Genomic DNA, 17,815 nt, shown 5'->3' with positions numbered 1-17,815 from the left:
CTCTCTTTTCTCTATGTGGAAGGGGCCCTTCCGCACTCCCCGCCTTCGGCTTCCAGAAAAGAGTCCAGGTTCACAAGGCAGCGGTAGAGGATCTCCATCTCCTCCCCGCTCAGGCCCTTCACGATGGCCCTGATCATCTTCTTATGGAAATCTCTGTGGTGGTAGAAGGCCTTCCTTCCCTTGTCCGTCAGCAGGACATGTACTACACGTTTGTCTTTCGTGCTGCGCTCCCGCATAATATAGCCTTTGCGCTCCAGCCCGTTCATATTCGTGGTCAGGGTGCTGACCGTGACGGAGAGCCGGTTCGCGATCACGGACATGTTCCTGGGCTCCTCCACGCCGATTGCCTCTATGATATGCATATCGTTGTTGGTGATGTCCCTGTACTCCTCGGTGATCACGGCCTTCGCCTCCATGTCCATCACATGGTTGAACAAGCTGATTAGCAATTCGTTTATGGAGCGCCTCGTATTCTGTACCATTTATCCCCCGCTGTCCTCCCCAGACCCTGGCCCGGATCCGAGCCATATAATAATAATGTACTCATTTCGGAAAAAAAGTCAATAGGCTTTTGCCCCGGAACCTCATGCCTACCATTCCATCACGCAGGCCCCGCAGGTCAGCCCGGCCCCGAAGCCGGACAGCACCAGCCGCATCCCCCGCCGCAGGCGTCCTTCCCGGTTCAGCTCGTCCAGCAGAAGCGGGATGGCCGCGGAGGAGGTGTTGCCCACCCGCTCCAGGTTCATGGGAAAGAGGGAAAGGCTTACGCCCAGGCGCTTCGCCACGCCCTCTATGATGCGCCGGTTGGCCTGATGGAGCACGAACAGATCCACATCCCCTATGGCGAGCCCCGCCTTTCCCAGGGCCTCCTCCACATTCAGGGGCACCTGGCGCACCGCAAAGGCGAACACCTCCCGGCCGTCCATCTGGAAGAACCTGCGGTAATCCTGCTGCCCGGCCCAGGGATTGGAAAGCTGCCGGCCGCCCCCGCCGAGCACCCCGCCTTTCTTCCCGTCCGCATGCTGCACGAAGCCCAGGATGCCGCCCGTCTCACATTTCTCCACGTATACCGCCCCCGCGCCGTCCCCGAAGAGGATGCAGGTGCCCCTGTCCTCCCAGTCCACCAGCTTGGAGAGCACTTCGCTGCCAGCGATCAGAGCGTTCCTGTAGATGCCGGCCTCCACATAGGCCCACGCCGTGTGCAGGGCAAACAAAAAACCGGCGCATGCCGCGTTTACGTCAAAGGCCACGGCATTTCCGGCTCCGATCTCGCTCTGGATCCGGCAGGCCACGCAGGGGGCCGCTTCCTCCGGGGAGCAGGTGGCCGCCAGGATGAGCTCCACCTCCTCCGCCTGCCTTCCCGCATCCGCAAGGGCCCGCCCGCAGGCTTCCGCCGCCAGGGAGGCCACTGTCTCCCCGGTGGACACATGCCGGCTGCCGATGCCGGTGCGCTCTCTGATCCATTCGTCCGATGTGTCCACCATCCCCTCAAGTTCCCTGTTCTCCACCACGCGCCCGGGGAGGGCGCTTCCTGTTCCCATGATCCGAATCGACATAGTATTCTGTTCTCCTATTATAGTCGCTGCGCGACGGCACTGAAGAGGGCTTCGCCTCTCGGCTCACTTCTGGGAGAGGAATCTTCATATGGAAGTGAACATATGAAGATTCCTCTCGTGCGCCTTCGAGTCTTCGCCCGTAAGTCGCTGCGCGACGGCACTGAAGAGGGCTTCGCCTCTCGGCTCACTTCTGCGCCTCTCCCTGTTTTTAGTATCTGCGGAATCTTTCGTAGCGCTGGGCGGCGATCTCCTGGCCGGACAGGCCCTGGTAGCGCTGCAGGAAGGCCATGATCTGCTCCTTCAGGTAGCCGCCGATGGCCTCCGCGGTGGTGCTGTCCGCCCCGCCGAACTCCGGGACGATCCTGTCCACCACATGCAGGAGCTTCAGGTCCTGGGCCGTGATGCGCATGATCTCGCTGGCCTCCCGGGCCCTGGAGGAATCCTTCCAGAGGATGGAGGCAAAGCCCTCGGGGGACAGGATGGAATACGTAGCATTCTCCAGCATCCACACCTCGTTCCCCACCGCCGTGGCCAGGGCGCCGCCGCTGCCGCCCTCGCCGATGAAGATGCACAGCACGGGCACCTTCAGGGCGGACATCTCCTGCAGGCTGCGGGCGATGGCCTCGCCCTGGCCCCGCTCCTCCGCCTCGATGCCGCAGTAGGCTCCGGAGGTATTGATGAAGCTTACGATGGGGCGGTGGAACTTCTCCGCCTGCTTCATCAGGCGCAGGGCCTTGCGGTAGCCCTCTGGCATGGGCATGCCGTAATTGCGCCGCTGGCACTCCTTTCCGTCCTTGCCCTTATGCTCCGCGATCACCGTCACCGGCTGTCCCTCCAGAAAGCCGATGCCGCCGATGATGGCCGGGTCGTCCCGGAAGCTCCTGTCCCCGTGGGCCTCCACGAAATTGTCGAAGATACTGGCCATGTAGTCACAGGCACTTGCCCGCTCCAGCCTCCGGACGGCCTTCACCTTCTCCCAGGCGCCTGCGGGCTTCATGTTCCAGGTCTGCTCCTTCAGCACTTCGTTCAGCACGAAATGGAAGTCCTTCCCCCCGGTAAAGTCAGCGTACTCACCCTCCTTGCCCTGATGGGATTTCACCAGGAAATACAGGGTCTTCTTCAGCGCATCCCTTCTCACGATGCCGTCTATGATGCCGTGCTCCACCAGGAATTCCGCCGTCTGAAAGCCCTCCGGCAACTCCTGGCCGATGGTCTGGCGGATGACCCTGGGCCCGGCGAAGCCGATCAGCGCCCCGGGCTCCGCCATGATCACGTCCCCCAGCATGGCGAAGCTGGCCGTGACGCCGCCCATGGTAGGGTCTGTGAGAATGGTGCAGTACAACAAGCCGGCCTCGTCCAGCTTCCGGATGGCCGCGGAGGTCTTGGCCATCTGCATCAGGGAGATGATGCCCTCCTGCATCCTGGCCCCGCCGGAGCAGCAGAAGAAGAACACCGGCAGCCTAAGCTCCACCGCCCGCTCGATGGCGGCTGTGATCTTCTCCCCCACCACATGCCCCATGCTGGCCATCAGGAACCTGGAATCGCAGATGCCCAGCACGATGTCCTGGCCGAAGACCTTGCACTGGCCTACGGTGAAAGCCTCCTCCAGGCCGGTCTTCTCCCTCGCCTCCCGGAGCTTCTCCTCATATCCCTCGTAGGAAAGTGGGTTTCTCACCGGCATATCCGTGAACCAGGGCTGGAAGGTATGGGGATCCGCCACCATGCGGATGCGGTTGTTGGTCCTGACCCGGAAGTATCCCTCGCACTCGTAGCAGATGTACTTGCGCCTGGCCACCCTGTCCCGGTTCACCATCTTGCCGCACTTGGGGCAGCGGATCATGTAGGCTTCCTTTTCCTGGGAGCGGACATCGCCATCCGTCTGCGCCGCTCTCTCCTCGAATCCGGCCGCCCCCGGAGCCTCCGCTTTCCGCGCCCTGTCCTGAGCTGCCGCCTGGGAACCATCCGTCCGGCGGCTGCCGGAACCGTCCTCCTGGTTCCGCTGTCTGGTAAAGAACGTCTCGCGTTTCTTCCGTAGCTGATCCTCTTTTTCAGATGCTTTCTTTCTGAACAGTCCGCCCATTTTAAGTCCTCCTATTCATTAAAGTCGCTGCGCGACGGCTCACTCCGCCCCGATTGCGAATGTGAGCTGCGCCTGAGCCACCACCTTGCCGTCCACAGTGGCCACTGCCTCGCTGATGCCCAGGGGACCCTTGCACTTGACGACCCTGGCCTCCAATCTCAATACATCCCCGGGAATCACCTTCCTGCGGAATTTCGCCTTGTCTATCCCCGCGAAATACGCCGTCTTCCCCTTCCACTGCGGGACTGACAGCATGGCCACCGCTCCTGTCTGGGCCATGGCCTCCACGATCAATGCCCCCGGCATCACCGGATTCCCCGGAAAATGTCCCTGGAAATAAGGCTCGTTCATGCTGACGCACTTTTGGCCCACCGCCCGGCTGCCCGCTTCCAGCTCTTCAATGGTATCTATCAGCAAAAAGGGATAGCGATGGGGTATGATCTCCATGATCTCCTTTGCGGTTAACAATGACATGACGCAATCTCCTCCTACTCCATTTTTCCCAAAAGGATGCTGGCATTATGCCCTCCGAAGCCCAGGGAATTGCTGAGGGCATAGGGCACCGCCTCCTCATGGCTCTCCATACAGTAATCCAGATCCAGTTCCTCTTCCGTCTCCCGCAGGCCCACTGTCCTGTGGAGGAATCCCTCCTGGATCTCCTTCACGCAGGCGATGAACTCCACCGCCCCGGCGGCTCCCAGCAGATGCCCTATCATGGATTTGGTGGAATTGATACGGAGCCTTTTCGCGTGGTCACCGAAGGCGAGCTTGATGGCCCTGGTCTCGAAGAGATCGTTGTGGTGGGTGGAAGTGCCGTGGGCATTGATATAGCCCAGCGCCTCGGGCTCCACGCCGCCGTCCTCCAGGGCGTTCTTCATGGCTGCCGCCGCGCCCGCGCCGTCCTCGGCGGGGGAAGTGATGTGGTACGCGTCGGATGTGCAGCCGTATCCCAGCACCTCCGCGTAGATCCGCGCGCCTCTCCTCCTTGCGTGCTCCAGCTCCTCCAGCACCACGATGCCCGCGCCCTCGCCCATGACGAAGCCGCTCCTGTCCCTGTCAAAGGGGATGGAGCACCTCAGGGGATCCGTGCTGGCGGACAGAGCGTTCAGCGCGGCAAACCCGGCGATTCCAATCGGGCATACCGCCGCCTCGGTCCCCCCGGCCACGCAGGCGTCCGTCTCCCCGTACTGGATGGAGCGGAAGGCCTCCCCGATGGAATTGGTGCCCGTGGCGCAGGCCGTGGCCACATTCAGGCTCTTGCCTTTCAGGCCGTAGGCAATGCTCACATTGCCCGCCGCCATGTTGGATATCATCAGCGGCACGAACAGAGGGCCTACCCTGGAGGGGCCTTTCTCGGAAAGCCTGCCGCACTCCCGCTCCATGGCCTGCAGGCTGCCCACGCCGCTGCCCACGAAGCATCCCACCCGGTAGGCGTCCTCCTTCTCCATGTCCAGCGCCGCGTCCGCCAGGGCCTCCCCTGCCGCCGCCACCGCGTACTGGCAGAAAAGCTCCATGCGCCTGGCCGCCTTCTTGTCCATATAGCGCTCCGGATCGAAGTCCTTCACCTCCGCCGCCAGGCTGCATTTATAGCCCCCGGCGTCGAACCTGGTAATGGGCCCGAAGCCGATGCGCTCCTGCCGGATGCCCTGCCAGAAGTTCTCCACGCCATTGCCGATAGGGGTGATGGCCCCCATCCCTGTCACTACTACTCTTCTCCTCATGCCATACCCTCCAAATCACGATAATATGCCCTGAATCCGGAAATCCTCGGCGGGCCTTCTTCGGACCGCTTGAAACTTCTCCTCACACTATTCCGCCGTCCACGCATATGACCTGCCCGGTGATATAGTCCGACCTGTCCCCTGCCAAAAAGGCCACCAGCTCGGCTACGTCCCGGGGGCTTCCCATCCTGCCCATGGGAATCGAGGCCACGGCCGCTTCCCTTGTCTTCTGGGGCAGCGCCTGGGTCATCTCCGTCTCGATGAAGCCCGGCGCCACGGCATTGACGCAGATGTTCCTGCCCGCCAGCTCCTTGGCCACGCTCTTCGTCAGCCCGATCAGCCCCGCCTTGGACGCGGCGTAGTTGGCCTGGCCCGCATTTCCAGCCACGCCGGACACGGAGGAGATGTTGACGATCTTGCCCTTTCTCTGTTTCAGGAAATATCTGGTCAGATGGCGGATGGTGTGGAACGCGCCTTTCAGGTTGATGTCCATTACATGGTCGTAGTCCTCCTCGGACATGCGCGCCACCAGATTGTCCCTTGTCACCCCGGCATTGTTCACCAGGATGTCCACATGGCCGTAGTCGGCCACGATTTCCTCCACCATCCGGCCGCAGGCCCCGAAGTCGGACACGTCGCAGCCTATGGCCCGGGCCGCCCCGCCCGCCGCCTCAATCTGCGACACCACCTCCAGGGCGCTCTGTCTGGAGCCATTGTAATTCACCAGCACCGTGGCTCCCTGTCCGGCCAGCGTAAGCGCGATGGCCCTGCCGATGCCCCGGCTGGCTCCCGTCACCAGGGCCACCTTGCCTGCCAGCTCCCTGCCGGAAGCCGGAATCTTTTCTTCTACCATTTTCTCTGTCCCTCATTCTGCCCGGCCGCCGGTCCTATCAGATGGCCCGGGCCTCTTTTATATCCCTCAGAAACGCTATTCCCACCGAAACGCTCTCCGGATTCCCGTCCCATAAGCCCGGCAGCGGGAATCCGGTCAGGGCAGATGCCCTCCGCTTTTGCCGGCCCCTTAAGCCAGCGCCGCGTCCATATCCTCCACCTTGGCCACGTTCAGCACCTTCACGTCCCGGCTCATCTTCCGCAGGAACCCTGCCAGCGTCCGCCCGGGCCCGATTTCCACGAAGGTGTCCACCCCGTCCGCAAGCATCCGCTCCATGGTCTCCCGCCATCTCACCGTGGAGGATACCTGCCTGGCCAGGAGCTCCTTGATCCGGGCGCTGTCCGTCACATAGTCCGCCTCCACGTTGCAGATGTAGGGGATGCGGGGGGCCTGCACGGAAACGCCCTCCAGCTCCGCCGCCAGCTTCTTCCCCGCCTCCGCCAGGAGAGGCGAATGGAAGGGGCCGCTGACGTTCAGGGGGACGCACCGCTTGGCGCCTGCCGCTTTCAGCGTCTCACAGGCCGCCTCCACTGCCGGGGCCTCCCCCGTGATGACGATCTGTCCCGGGCAGTTGTCGTTGGCGATCGATACCACTCCCGCAGTCCCGGCGCAGACCTGGCGTATCCTGTCAGCGTCCAGCCCCAGCACCGCCGCCATGGCGCCGCCCACCGGATAGGCCTCCTGCATGAAGATGCCGCGGCAGCGGATCAGCCGGAACAATGGGGCAAGCTCCATGACTCCGGCAGCCGCCAGCGCCCCGTACTCCCCCAGGCTCAGGCCCGCGGCGCAGTCCGCCCGAAGTCCCTTCTCCTCCAGTACCTTCAGGATCGCCACCTCCGTGGCCAGCATGGCGATCTGGGTGTATTCCGTGACATCCAGGCTCTCGTTCTCCGTAAAGCAGAGCTCCCCCACGTCCAGGCCCGCGGCCTCCCCGGCTGTGGCGTACACGCTCCTGGCTGTGGGAAAGGCCTGGAAGAAATCCTTTCCCATCCCGCAATACTGGGCTCCCTGTCCCGGAAAAATAAACGCTGTCTTTCCCATTTCAATCCCTCTATCCAAATAATTATTATATCATCGATAAGTAAACGTTTTTACATATACTGTCGCCCAGGCTCCCGCCGGAAGCCCTCACGCCCCGCGGCCCTGCAGCAAATCCGCCGCCTGTCCCATGACTTCCTCTATGATCTCCCGGCAGGTCTGCTCCCTGCTCACCAGCCCCGCAATCTGCCCTGCCATCAGCGTGCCGTTCACGGCATCGCCCTCCAGCACGGCCCTGCGCAGCGCTCCCACGGTGAGCTGCTCCAGCTCCTCGAAAGAGGCGCCCTCCTTCTCCAGCTTCAGGTATTCCCTGGTCATCCGGTTGCGCAGCTGGCGCACGGGGTGGCCGTGGCTCATGCCCGTGACCTCGGAATCGATGTCCTTTGCGGCGATGACCTTCTTCTTGTACGCCTCATGGGCGATGGACTCCTTCGCCACCAGGAAACGGGTGCCCATCTGTACCGCCTCCGCGCCCAGCATGAACGCCGCGGCAAAGCCTCTTCCGTCCCCGATCCCCCCGGCGGCGATCACAGGGATCTCCACCGCGTCCGCCACCTGGGGCACCAGCGCCATGGTGGTGGTGGATCCGATATGTCCGCCGGCCTCCGTCCCCTCCGCCACCACGGCGTCCGCCCCGGCGCGCTCCATCATCCTTGCCATGGCCACGCTGGCCACCACCGGGACCACCTTCACCCCGGCGGCCTTCCAGTCCGCCATGTATCTGCCCGGATTCCCCGCGCCGGTGGTCACTGCTTTCACGCCCTCCTGGGCCACCACCCGGGCGATGGCGTCCGCCTCCGGGTTCATCAGCATGATGTTCACGCCGAAGGGCTTATCCGTCATGGCCCTGCACTGCCGTATCTGCTCCCGGACGAACTGCGCTGGAGCCGCCCCCGCGCCGATGATGCCGAAGCCGCCCGCCTCGGACACCGCGGCGGCCAGACGGCACTCCGCTATCCATGCCATGCCCCCCTGGATCAGGGGATATTCCGTTCCCAGAAGTTCCGTTATCCTAGTCTTCATTCCCGTCCCCACATTCTCACCGTTTCTTTCCAATATCCTCTCGGAATCTCCAGACCGCATATTACGCGGCTTTCCTTAATTCCTTTGGGGCGGCTCCCCCATTTTTCCAGGCGCCGTCCTACTCCCATGCCGGAGTCTGCTTCCAGAGATTCCGAGAGCCTATTCCATGACTCTCCAAATATCCGCGCTGCGGGGCATCCTTACATCTCGATGCCCTTGGCCGCCAGATAGTCCATCACGTCCTTCACCGTAGCCAGCTTCTCCAGCTCCTCGGAGGGAATCTCCACATCGAATTCGTCCTCCAGCGCCATCACCAGCTCGAACAGATCCAGGGAATCCGCGTCCAAATCTTCCTTAAAGCTGGTCTCCTCCGTGATTGCCGCCCCTTCCGCGTTCAGCTTCTCCTCGATGATTTCTTTCAGTTTCTCAAACATAGCCGGTTCTCCTTTTCCTTTTACATAGTTTTCATTACCGCAAGATATAGTTTGCAATTCAAGTTATTTGACTTTCAAAATATTTGATAATCAAATTATTTTGAATAATAGCGCTTTCCCAAAGAAATGTCAATAGAAAAACTAGTATTTTTTGAAAAATATAGTATAATTGGATGTAGAAGATACAGTCAACCGGGTTCATTTATCAAAGGAGCAATAACACAAATGTCATCCTACACAATACCAGAGGCCACGGGCGCCTCTATCCGCCCCAGGAACCTGTTAAAGCATAGGTCTTTCCTCATCACCGACTTCGGCGCCGGCGAAGATGCCGCCCCGGCCGTGAACACCCAGGCCATCAACAGCGCCATACAGGCTGCCGCAATGGAAGGCGGGACTGTAGTCTTCCCGAAGGGAACCTTCCACACCTATACCATCCTCCTGAAAAGCAATGTGAATCTCTATCTCTCGGAAGGCGCAGTGGTATCGGCCGCCAGGACCGACAATCCCCATTCCCGCCAGGCTGCGCCCGGCGAGGGCGGCAATTATAAGGAGCCCGAGGTGAACCGCTACGTGGGCCTCCAGGACCATGGGCATTCCTACTTCTCCAACAGCCTGATCTACGGATCCGACCTGGAGAATATCATGATCTCCGGCAGGGGCCTGATCACCGGAGGGCGCTTCGATGAGAAAAGCGGCATCCTGGAGCATGTGCTTCAGGGCGGGGATCCCCAGGAACCCATGTCAAGGGAGGCAAAGGGCCATCAGGAGGAGTGGTTCGGCAATAAGGGAATCGCTCTCGTCCGCTGTGAAAACGTGGTCCTGGAGGATTTCTCCGTCACCATCGGCGGGCATTTCGCCATCATCGCGGAGGGATGCCGGAACCTGTACGTGGACCACATCCTGGTGGACACCATTAGGGACGCCTTCGACATCGACTGCTGCCGGGACGTGACGGTGCGGCACACCATCTGCAACTCCCTCACCGACGAGAGCCTGTGCCTGAAGGCCTCCTTCGGGGCGGGCATCTTCGAGCCCCTCCAGAACGTGCTCATAGAGGACTGCACCGTATGCGGCTACGACGCGGGCAGCGTATACGCCGGGGAGTACACAAGGGACAAGCTGATTGCCGTGGACCGCTGCGGCCCCACCGGACGGCTGAAGTTCGGCACGGAGGCCACCTGCGGCTACCATCTGGTGACGATCAGGCGGGTGCGGTTCGAGAGGTCCAGAGGCTTCTGCATGGAGTCCGTGGACTGCTCCTCCCTGACCAATGTCATCTTCGAGGACTGCGTCCTGGACAATGTGTCCAGCTCCCCCATCTTCCTGCGGGCCGGAGACAGGGCCAGGTTCCCCGTGACGGGAAATGCCTCCTCCTCGGCCTATCCGGCCCTGGACACCAATGTGCGCCTGGACGACAGGAACTGGGTGCTGCCCAACGAAAGGGCCTACCACTGCTATCCCGCCAGGCGCTATGCCCCTCACTATAACCGGACGAAGACCGTCACCGTGGACGGGCATTCCTCCTTTGAAATCGTGGATCCCCACAATCCGGTGGCGTGCAATCCGGCCAATTACGAGGAGTTAGACGGGCATTACTATCTCAGGGTCTGGCAGTCCGAGAGCTACGCCCAGAAGAACACCTCCAGCCAGGGAAGCTCCCGCCAGAATCACGGTGCTCTGCATCCAGAGGCCCACGGCGCTTATGTGGCTGATTTCTCCAGAGAGCTGAAGGATACCGACCTGCCCTTATATGCCAATGCCATCGGATCCGCCACCATGGCCACCGTGAGTAATGTACTGATCCGCAACGTCACCGTCACCAACGCGGATCCCCGCTACCCTATCCTGCTGATGGGGCTGACGGATTCCCATATAAAAAATATCGTTTTGGAGAATATCTCCGTGGAGTACAGAGGCGGCCTGACCATGGAGCACGCCGTGGAACAGAGGCAGTTGAACACGGAGTGGAAGTTCTCCCAGTTCCACACGAAGGAGCGCGTCCAGAATCTCCCCTGGCTGGTGAACACCTTCTTCTCCAGAGGCGAAGGCCTGCTGCCCCGGGCAGACTGGGATGCCCGGGAGAACTGCTGGCGGGGGAATCCCTATAACGTACCGGAGCTGCCGGGGGCCTATCCGGAGCCCAGCACCTGGGGGATCCTGCCCGCCTACGGCCTCTTTGCCAAGCATGTGGACGGCCTGACCCTTAAGAATATCCGTTTTTCCTGCAAGGTGCCCGACGACAGGCATGTCTGCGTCTTCGATGACGTAAAGGATGTCTGCGTGGACGGGATGGAGGCCCACTGTGCCCGGGACATGGCTCCTATCGCCGCCGTCACCGATCATTACAGACGGCATACCAATGCGGAGGACGTGCCGGAGCAGCCCTATTTCACCACCGAAGTCACAGGGCTGGAAATCCACAGGCCCTTGGTCCTGTGGGACGGAACAAAGGACGGCCAGCCCAGGACGCTTCACGCCAAGTCCGACTGCGTCAAGCAGGTGGAGATCAATGCCCCCGCCCCCGGCACTCCCCAGGACAGCCTCTATCCCCTGCCCACAGCGCCCTGTCAGGAGACCGGATATCATTATGAGGTGGAGACCGACAACTATCCTCTGCCCCTGACTGTGTACCGGCCCTATATCCAGCCCGTGGCCCCTGTCCGAATCCGGGCCGGAGAGCTCTGCCGCATCCGTCTATCCGTGCGCAACCCTGCCAGCGATGTGTCCGAGGAGGCCACCGGCACCAGGCTGTACAACGGCCAGATTCTGCTGCCCAATTACAGCGTGAAGGGCGTGGCCTCGCCTCTGCAGATAACCTGTGAGAACCTGCCGGAGGGCGCGCGGCTGAACCCGGACGACACAGAGTTCCTCTGGACGCCCACCGGCAGCCAGAAGGGCGAACACTACATCGTCTTCGCGGTGGACGACGGCCTGATGCCGGAGAAGATGCGTATCAAGATTACTGTGGAGGATACAGAAAATGACTGACTATTCCCTGCTCCGGGAGCAGCTTGCTTCCATGACCCGCACGGAGCGCGACACCATCGCGAACCTGGCCAACGCCTCCGCCCTGCTGTACATGAGCTTAAGCGACATCAACTGGGCAGGCTTCTACCTGGTGAGGGAGGGCCAGCTGGTCTTAGGCCCCTTCCAGGGGAAGCCCGCCTGCATCCGCATCGACTTCGGAAAAGGGGTGTGCGGAAACGCGGCGGCGGGAGATGCTGCGATCCTGGTCCCCGATGTGCACGCGTTCCCGGGGCATATCGCCTGCGATGCCGCCTCCCGCTCGGAGATTGTAGTCCCTGTCCACCATGCTGGACGGCTGACGGCCGTGCTGGATATCGACAGCCCCCTCCGCGGGCGCTTCGCCCGGGAAGACCAGGAAGGGCTGGAGCGCTTCTGCTCTGTCCTGGAGGACGCCTGCGACTGGCGGATCTAGCGGTGCATTCATTCCCGGGCGAGCAGGGCCTGATGTCCGCGCCAGGACAGGGCGGAGGAAAGATTACAGCCTAATATTACATATATATGTAGCGATTAAATTTTACCAAAAAAACAGATAAACGGCATGACTGGCTGTGCTATGCGACCGGTAAGAATTATACTGCAGACCGCCAGGATTTACAGTGGTGTACTCGGGAAAGCACTTGGTTGGCGGTCTGCAGTCGGGTCGTACTGCAAATTTGACCGGTGTGCAGTATAAATGCCGTTTATATAGAAATGAGGATAGAATCCATATGGCAAACGAAATTACCAAGTGCCCCATGTGCGGCACGAAGCTGAAAATGATAGGCGGGCGGATGACCTGCAAGGAGTGCGGCTACTATGTCAGAAGCACGGAGGAACAGAGCGCCTCTGAGGGCGTTTCCTTTCCCCAGCACGACAGCAATACCGCAGGCAGCCGGAGCAGCCGCTACGTCTCCTCCGGACAGTCCGGCTATTCCGGGAGGCCCACCGTCTACGTCCCTTCCTCCCCCGGGAGGCCCGCGGAGCACAATCCCACCGTGGCAATCGTGATAGGGGTGCTGGTGGGCGTCGTCTGCGTGGCTCTGTTCGCCCTCATCGTCATGTTGAAATCCGGCTTCTTTCAGGACATGTTCCCGCACCCGGACAGCAGGGCCGACAGCTACGCCAGCTCCAATGCCCGGGCCAGCTCCTCCCAGGCTTCGAAGGAGACGGATGCGCCCACCAGAGAAGCTGTCGGCTCCGGTCCCATAACCCCCCAGTCCAGCTTCTTCCGTTCCGTGGCGGAATACATCTGGGACAAACCCTGCGACACCATCACGGCGGAGGAGCTCGCCAGCCTCACCGCGCTGCAGATCGACCGTGACGAGAGGAGCATCACCTTTCAACTGAACGGCGGCGAGGCCGATACCGCCACCTATGAGACCGACGCGGGGCTGGAGCTCTCCGACCTGTCCTGCTTTACCGGGCTGGAGTGGATCTCCATCGACGATTCCCTTTCGAAAGGGGACCTGAGGGGCCTGGAATCCCTCACCGGCCTTTACGCCGAGAACAGCATCACCGAGATGGCCTCCATCGTCCCCCATCCGGAATCCATCACGGAGCTGGGCGTATACGATTCCTTCCTTGCCTCCAGCCTGTCGGGGCTGGACGCCTTCCCGAACCTCATGTACCTGAAGGCGGACTATGCAGGGCTGGAGGACATCTCCGCCCTGGAGCAGTTCCCCGACCTGCTGGGCCTGGCCCTGTCGGGGTGCGACAGGCTCACGGACTTCTCCCCGCTCATGTCCCTGCCCTGCCTGGAGGAGCTGAGCATCCAGTCCGACCAGCTCAAGAGCATCGATTTCGTCAGGAACATGCCGGCGCTGACCAACCTGACCATAGAGAGCACCCAGATATCCAGCGTGGACGCCCTGGGGGACTGCCCGCAGCTGGAGTACCTGTATCTGTACCTGGACGGCTCCTATAACACCACGGACTATTCCGTCATCGGCAGTTTGACGCTGTTAAAGGAGCTGGCCCTGGAGATGAGCGGAAACTACAATGGCATCATGCCCTCCTTTGCCGGCCTGACGGACCTCCAGACCCTGGCGCTGAAGGGCGTGCGCGACGTGTCCCCCGTAAAGGACGCGGTAGGCCTGGCCTACCTCTCCCTGGAGGACTGCAGCGGGGATTCCCTGGATATATTCGCCTCCCTGCCGGAGATCCAGGTGCTGTACATCAATGATTTCTCCTCCTATACCAGCTCCCTGGAGCCCCTGACCCATCTGCCGAAGCTGACCTTACTGAGCCTTGACGGCACGTCTGTCTTCGGAAATGTAGAGGAGATATTTGGCATCCCTACATTGCAGTATCTGTATCTGGACGACTGCCAGGTAGGCATGGACTTCGCCGCCATCCCCACCAACGAGACCCTGGAGATTCTGTCCATGAACGACATCTCCATCCTCCATGACCCCACCTACAATAACGGGGACAGGGTGAAGCTGTCGGAGCACTACGACATGTTCAGCCATTTTCCGAACTTGACGGAGCTGCATCTGGAGTCCACTGGAATAGACAGCATCGAATTCGTGGCGGGCCTGCCAAAGCTCCAGTACCTGAACATCACGGACAACAATGTCACCAGCCTGAAGCCCCTGGAAGGTTTGAGCGATTTCCAGGCGGTGTGGTGCGGGCAGAACACCATCCTGGAGAACCTGCCGGAGAGCAGCGGGATTTCGGTGTATACTACGGAATATTGAGGATTTTTCCCCACGAAGGACTGCCCCGCCATGAGCTTCTGCCGAGCCGGGTCAGCCCACTGGTTCTTTTTACAGGCAAGCTCCGCCCCCTGGCGCTTACGGCGCTATGGAGCGGGGCTTTTGTATTTCCTTATGAAATGTCTTTTATCTATCACTGCGCGGAAGCCGTCTTCCAGACGATTTCGTAGCGCCCCGCGCCTTTTTCCAGATAGGCTTTCCTCTCCTCCCGGAACCACCAGCCATCCTCCAGCAGAATCTCGCAGGACACGCTGTCCGGGCAGGCCACTTCCAGAAGTATCCTGTCGGCCTCCCGCCTCCAGGCCACCGCCACCTCTCCCTCCGGCAGCACATGGCGGGCCTTCGCAAAGGTCAGGCTCTCTATGAACTTCGGGCGTATGGACACCTCCCTGCTGCTTCTCACGTTGATGCCGCCGGGATAGCGGATGTACCACTGGGACACATCGGCCAGGAAATGATGGTTCTGGGAGCTCATGCGCCTCTTCCCATCCGGAAGGAACTGCTCCGGCACCGTGGTGTCGCCGCGCTCTATGAAGTATCCGTAGGAAGGGTATTCCCTGCCTGTGACCATCCGGTAGGCCAGCTCTGCCTCCCCGAACCGGGCCAGCACATGGTAGATTACCCGCAGGCCCAGGAAGCCGCATGTCACCTTGTCCCCGTCCCGGTGCACGATCTCCACCAGCCTGCGGAACGCCTCCGGCTTCTCCCCGTCGGTGAAGATATCGTGGTGGATTGCCAGGGCCTGGCCGGTCTGGCAATCCCCCTTTACGGTCATGGTGCCGAAGTCGATGTACCGGCTGCGGATCGCCTCCAGCACTTCCTTCCCCAGCTGCCTAGCGAAAGCCCCGTGGAGCCCCAGTCCCACGGCCTCGAACATCTCCCGGCCCTTGCGGCACATGTCGTACACCATCACCGTATCCGTAAAGCCCAGGGGAACCTCGTAGTCTCCGGCACCCCTGTCCACCGGCACCCAGTCGCCCAGGCCCACGGCCACGATGCCCTTTTCGTCCCTGCGCCGGCTGATGTACTCCAGATAGCGCAGCATGGCATGGGCGTTCTCCCGGATGATTTCCGTATCCCCTCTGTACTGATAAACCCTATATGGAATTTCGAACAGGACGCGGTCCCAGGCCGGTCCGTTCCCCCACTCATAGCCCCAGGTATCCGTGGGCACGATGCCGGGCAGCATCCCGTCCGGGTGCTGGGAGAGCCGGATATTGTTCAGCCACTCCCTGTAGCTCTCCTCCGCTCCCAGCGTCATCATGACATGCTCCGCGGAAGCAGCCACGTCCCCGGTCCAGCCGTTCTTCTCCCTGTGGGGGCAGTCCGTGGGGAAATAGTAGAAATTGGACAGGTCGCTGCGCCGCCCTATCTCACATATCTTGTTGGCCGTCTCGTCGGAGCAGGCAAAGCTCCCCCGCTCCTCCAGGTCGGAGCTCATGACAAGGTAGGTCAGGAGGCCCTCTGTGGTCTGCTCCTTCGTGATGCCGGAGACATAGAGGTAGCGGAAGCCATGGTAGGTGAACATGGGCTCGAATATCTCCTCTTCCTCGCTGCCCAGGATATAGATGTCGCGCTGGGCGTAGCCGTCCGGATAGAAATTGATGTTGCTGTAGTCCACTTTCCCATCCAGCAGCTCCTCGCTGCACTGGATGTCTATGCGCTGCCCGGGCGTGCCTTTGATCTTCAGGCGGAAGATGCCCGCGTTGTTCTCGCCGAAGTCATAGATATATCCGCCGCTTCGCTGCGGCGCTTTCTCCGGGGTATCCTGCCCGAACAGGCCGTCATAGACATCCGGCCTCGGCCCGTAGGGCGCCATCTCACCGGGACAGATCTTTACCGGGGCGATTTCCTTTGTGACGACGATGTTGTCCGCATTGCATAGCCTGGCCTCCCCCCGGGGACGCTCCGCCGCGATCGGCCCATGCCACTCCCCGTCCTCCACGAACCCCGGCTCCGTCCAGCCCGCAGGCTCCTGCCGCCTGTCATAGAACACGCCGGAGCGCAGGTCGTTGAACCAGACGGGGCCTTTCCTGCACAGGAAGTCCGTGGCATCGAAGCGCAGCTCCTCCGCCCCGTCCTTAAGCGAAACGCTCAGCGCAAGCTTGGGCGCGGAGTTGAACACATTGTCCATGAAGTCCCACACTCTTGTCTTCGCGTTCTGGAACCCGTCCCCCAGCATGATGCCGATGACGTTCTCGCCCTGGCGCAGATAGGGGGCGATGTCATATCTGTCGTAGTAGGCGATGTGGTCCGTGTTGGAGATATAGGGGGCCAGGAAGCCTTTCGTGATTTTCCGGCCGTTCACGAACAGGTCGTAGAAGCCCAGGCCGCAGAGGACAATCTCCCCCTGCGCCTTTGCCCCGGACAGCGTGAAGCTCTTCCGGAAGAGCGGGGCCGCCACATGCTTCAGGTAGGTGGAATGCTCTCTGCACTCGCTGACGAACTTTCTTGAAAATTCCATTTTCACCATTTCCTTTCTTTTATATATTTTTTCCTCAACCTGGTTCAGTGATTCACCAATTCACTGTCAAGTGTTTTTTAAGATTAGTTCTTTACATCTCTGGTTCACTGGTGTATAATCACGACTGAGGTGATGAACATGGCTACTGATAGACCACGATATACCGTATCTGTAGATAATGAATTGTTCCAACAAATTGGAATTTTGATACCTACAATTCTTTAACACCTAATTCGTATCAAAGATTTTATGACGCAAACAAAAATCCAAAAATAAGATACGACTATATTCACGGGGAAACAAAAGCTGGAAGTGACGTCGATAATTGCAATCTTATTCTTGGAATTGATGAATATTTAGAAGGATATGCCAAAGATAGAGACAATGAGTTCATTCAGTTCAAGAAATTTTATCAGAGAATTTATAAAAAGACTGGCTGCAAATATATTGACTGGATGAATAGTATGGCACAGATGCCATCGGGTTATGGGAGAAACGGAGATGCCATACATAATGTCTATATTATAGGACATTCCTTGGACATTACCGACAAAGATATTCTTTCAAGCCTAATTAACATGGAAAGCACCAAAACAACAATTTTCTATCATAGTCAGACAACTCTGGGAAACCAAATAAGTAATCTTGTCAAAGTCCTCGGCGAGGATAGGCTTATTGCTAAAGTACATGGGGCAAATGCAAGCATTGTTCTACAAAAACAGCAGGAGGCAATCCCGATAGAGCATTAATTATAGAAATTAAGTTAATAAATTATTTGAAAGAATGACAGAAGGTGAGTTGCCTTACTGTCATTTTTTCTGTTAAAAGGAGGTGCTACCACGGCCACGACCTACATCCGGCCCTACAAGCAGGCGGCGGGA

14 protein-coding genes are annotated in these 17,815 nt (G+C 59.9%); 4 read left to right on the top strand and 10 right to left on the bottom strand.

Translation table 11 applies throughout. The annotated features are described in order from the left end of the window. Window positions 1-11: 11 nt before the first annotated feature. The 9 genes from Q2B33_RS07505 to acpP form a co-directional block, all read right to left on the bottom strand. Window positions 12-482 carry a MarR family winged helix-turn-helix transcriptional regulator gene (locus Q2B33_RS07505; protein ID WP_300569882.1) on the bottom strand — a complete coding sequence of 157 codons (471 nt, stop codon included), beginning with the start codon at window positions 480-482 and terminating at the stop codon, window positions 12-14. Between the two features lie 108 nt (window positions 483-590). Further along, window positions 591-1,556: a beta-ketoacyl-ACP synthase III gene (locus tag Q2B33_RS07500; protein WP_296477860.1), complete on the bottom strand. Its 966-nt coding sequence runs from the start codon at window positions 1,554-1,556 to the stop codon at window positions 591-593. 208 nt (window positions 1,557-1,764) lie between these two features. After that, window positions 1,765-3,636 (bottom strand): acetyl-CoA carboxylase carboxyltransferase subunit alpha, encoded by a 1,872-nt coding sequence (locus Q2B33_RS07495; RefSeq protein WP_300783628.1) that lies wholly within the window; start codon window positions 3,634-3,636, stop codon window positions 1,765-1,767. Window positions 3,637-3,675: 39 nt separating this feature from the next. Continuing rightward, complete coding sequence (fabZ, locus tag Q2B33_RS07490; protein WP_300783630.1) at window positions 3,676-4,110, bottom strand: 3-hydroxyacyl-ACP dehydratase FabZ; 435 nt, start codon at window positions 4,108-4,110, stop codon at window positions 3,676-3,678. A gap of 14 nt (window positions 4,111-4,124) precedes the next feature. Beyond that, the gene (fabF, locus tag Q2B33_RS07485) at window positions 4,125-5,357 is read right to left on the bottom strand and encodes a beta-ketoacyl-ACP synthase II (protein ID WP_300791870.1); all 1,233 of its coding nucleotides are present in this window, start codon (window positions 5,355-5,357) and stop codon (window positions 4,125-4,127) included. 82 nt (window positions 5,358-5,439) lie between these two features. Continuing rightward, complete coding sequence (gene fabG / locus Q2B33_RS07480; RefSeq protein ID WP_300784425.1) at window positions 5,440-6,210, bottom strand: 3-oxoacyl-[acyl-carrier-protein] reductase; 771 nt, start codon at window positions 6,208-6,210, stop codon at window positions 5,440-5,442. A 168-nt stretch (window positions 6,211-6,378) separates the two neighbouring features. Next, entirely contained in the window at window positions 6,379-7,290 is a 912-nt protein-coding gene (gene fabD, locus Q2B33_RS07475) for an ACP S-malonyltransferase (protein ID WP_300784427.1), read from the bottom strand. Window positions 7,291-7,377: 87 nt separating this feature from the next. Then, window positions 7,378-8,310 (bottom strand): enoyl-[acyl-carrier-protein] reductase FabK, encoded by a 933-nt coding sequence (fabK, locus tag Q2B33_RS07470; RefSeq protein WP_300569898.1) that lies wholly within the window; start codon window positions 8,308-8,310, stop codon window positions 7,378-7,380. A 200-nt stretch (window positions 8,311-8,510) separates the two neighbouring features. Beyond that, window positions 8,511-8,744, bottom strand: coding sequence for an acyl carrier protein (gene acpP, locus Q2B33_RS07465; protein WP_296463743.1), 234 nt, complete (start codon window positions 8,742-8,744; stop codon window positions 8,511-8,513). A 225-nt stretch (window positions 8,745-8,969) separates the two neighbouring features. On the opposite strand from acpP, the gene Q2B33_RS07460 reads away from it, so the two are divergent. From Q2B33_RS07460 to Q2B33_RS07450, 3 genes are all read left to right on the top strand, one after another. Next, window positions 8,970-11,735 carry a glycoside hydrolase family 28 protein gene (locus Q2B33_RS07460; protein ID WP_300569901.1) on the top strand — a complete coding sequence of 922 codons (2,766 nt, stop codon included), beginning with the start codon at window positions 8,970-8,972 and terminating at the stop codon, window positions 11,733-11,735. A gap of 31 nt (window positions 11,736-11,766) precedes the next feature. Next, window positions 11,767-12,186, top strand: a complete 420-nt coding sequence (locus tag Q2B33_RS07455) for a GAF domain-containing protein (protein ID WP_300569917.1) — start codon at window positions 11,767-11,769, stop codon at window positions 12,184-12,186. A 295-nt stretch (window positions 12,187-12,481) separates the two neighbouring features. Then, window positions 12,482-14,452 carry a leucine-rich repeat domain-containing protein gene (locus Q2B33_RS07450; protein WP_300569904.1) on the top strand — a complete coding sequence of 657 codons (1,971 nt, stop codon included), beginning with the start codon at window positions 12,482-12,484 and terminating at the stop codon, window positions 14,450-14,452. A 151-nt stretch (window positions 14,453-14,603) separates the two neighbouring features. Here Q2B33_RS07450 and Q2B33_RS07445 read toward each other — a convergent pair whose 3' ends face one another. Beyond that, window positions 14,604-16,934 carry an alpha-L-rhamnosidase gene (locus Q2B33_RS07445; protein WP_300569907.1) on the bottom strand — a complete coding sequence of 777 codons (2,331 nt, stop codon included), beginning with the start codon at window positions 16,932-16,934 and terminating at the stop codon, window positions 14,604-14,606. 182 nt (window positions 16,935-17,116) lie between these two features. Between Q2B33_RS07445 and Q2B33_RS07440 the strand changes: the two genes are divergently transcribed. Further along, on the top strand, window positions 17,117-17,683 hold the full coding sequence (locus tag Q2B33_RS07440) for an AbiH family protein (protein WP_300569920.1): 567 nt from the start codon (window positions 17,117-17,119) through the stop codon (window positions 17,681-17,683). Window positions 17,684-17,815: the final 132 nt, after the last annotated feature.

The organism is uncultured Acetatifactor sp., assembly GCF_948601915.1.
GTDB lineage: Bacteria > Bacillota > Clostridia > Lachnospirales > Lachnospiraceae > Acetatifactor.
This window is presented reverse-complemented; position numbering and strand designations above follow the sequence as displayed.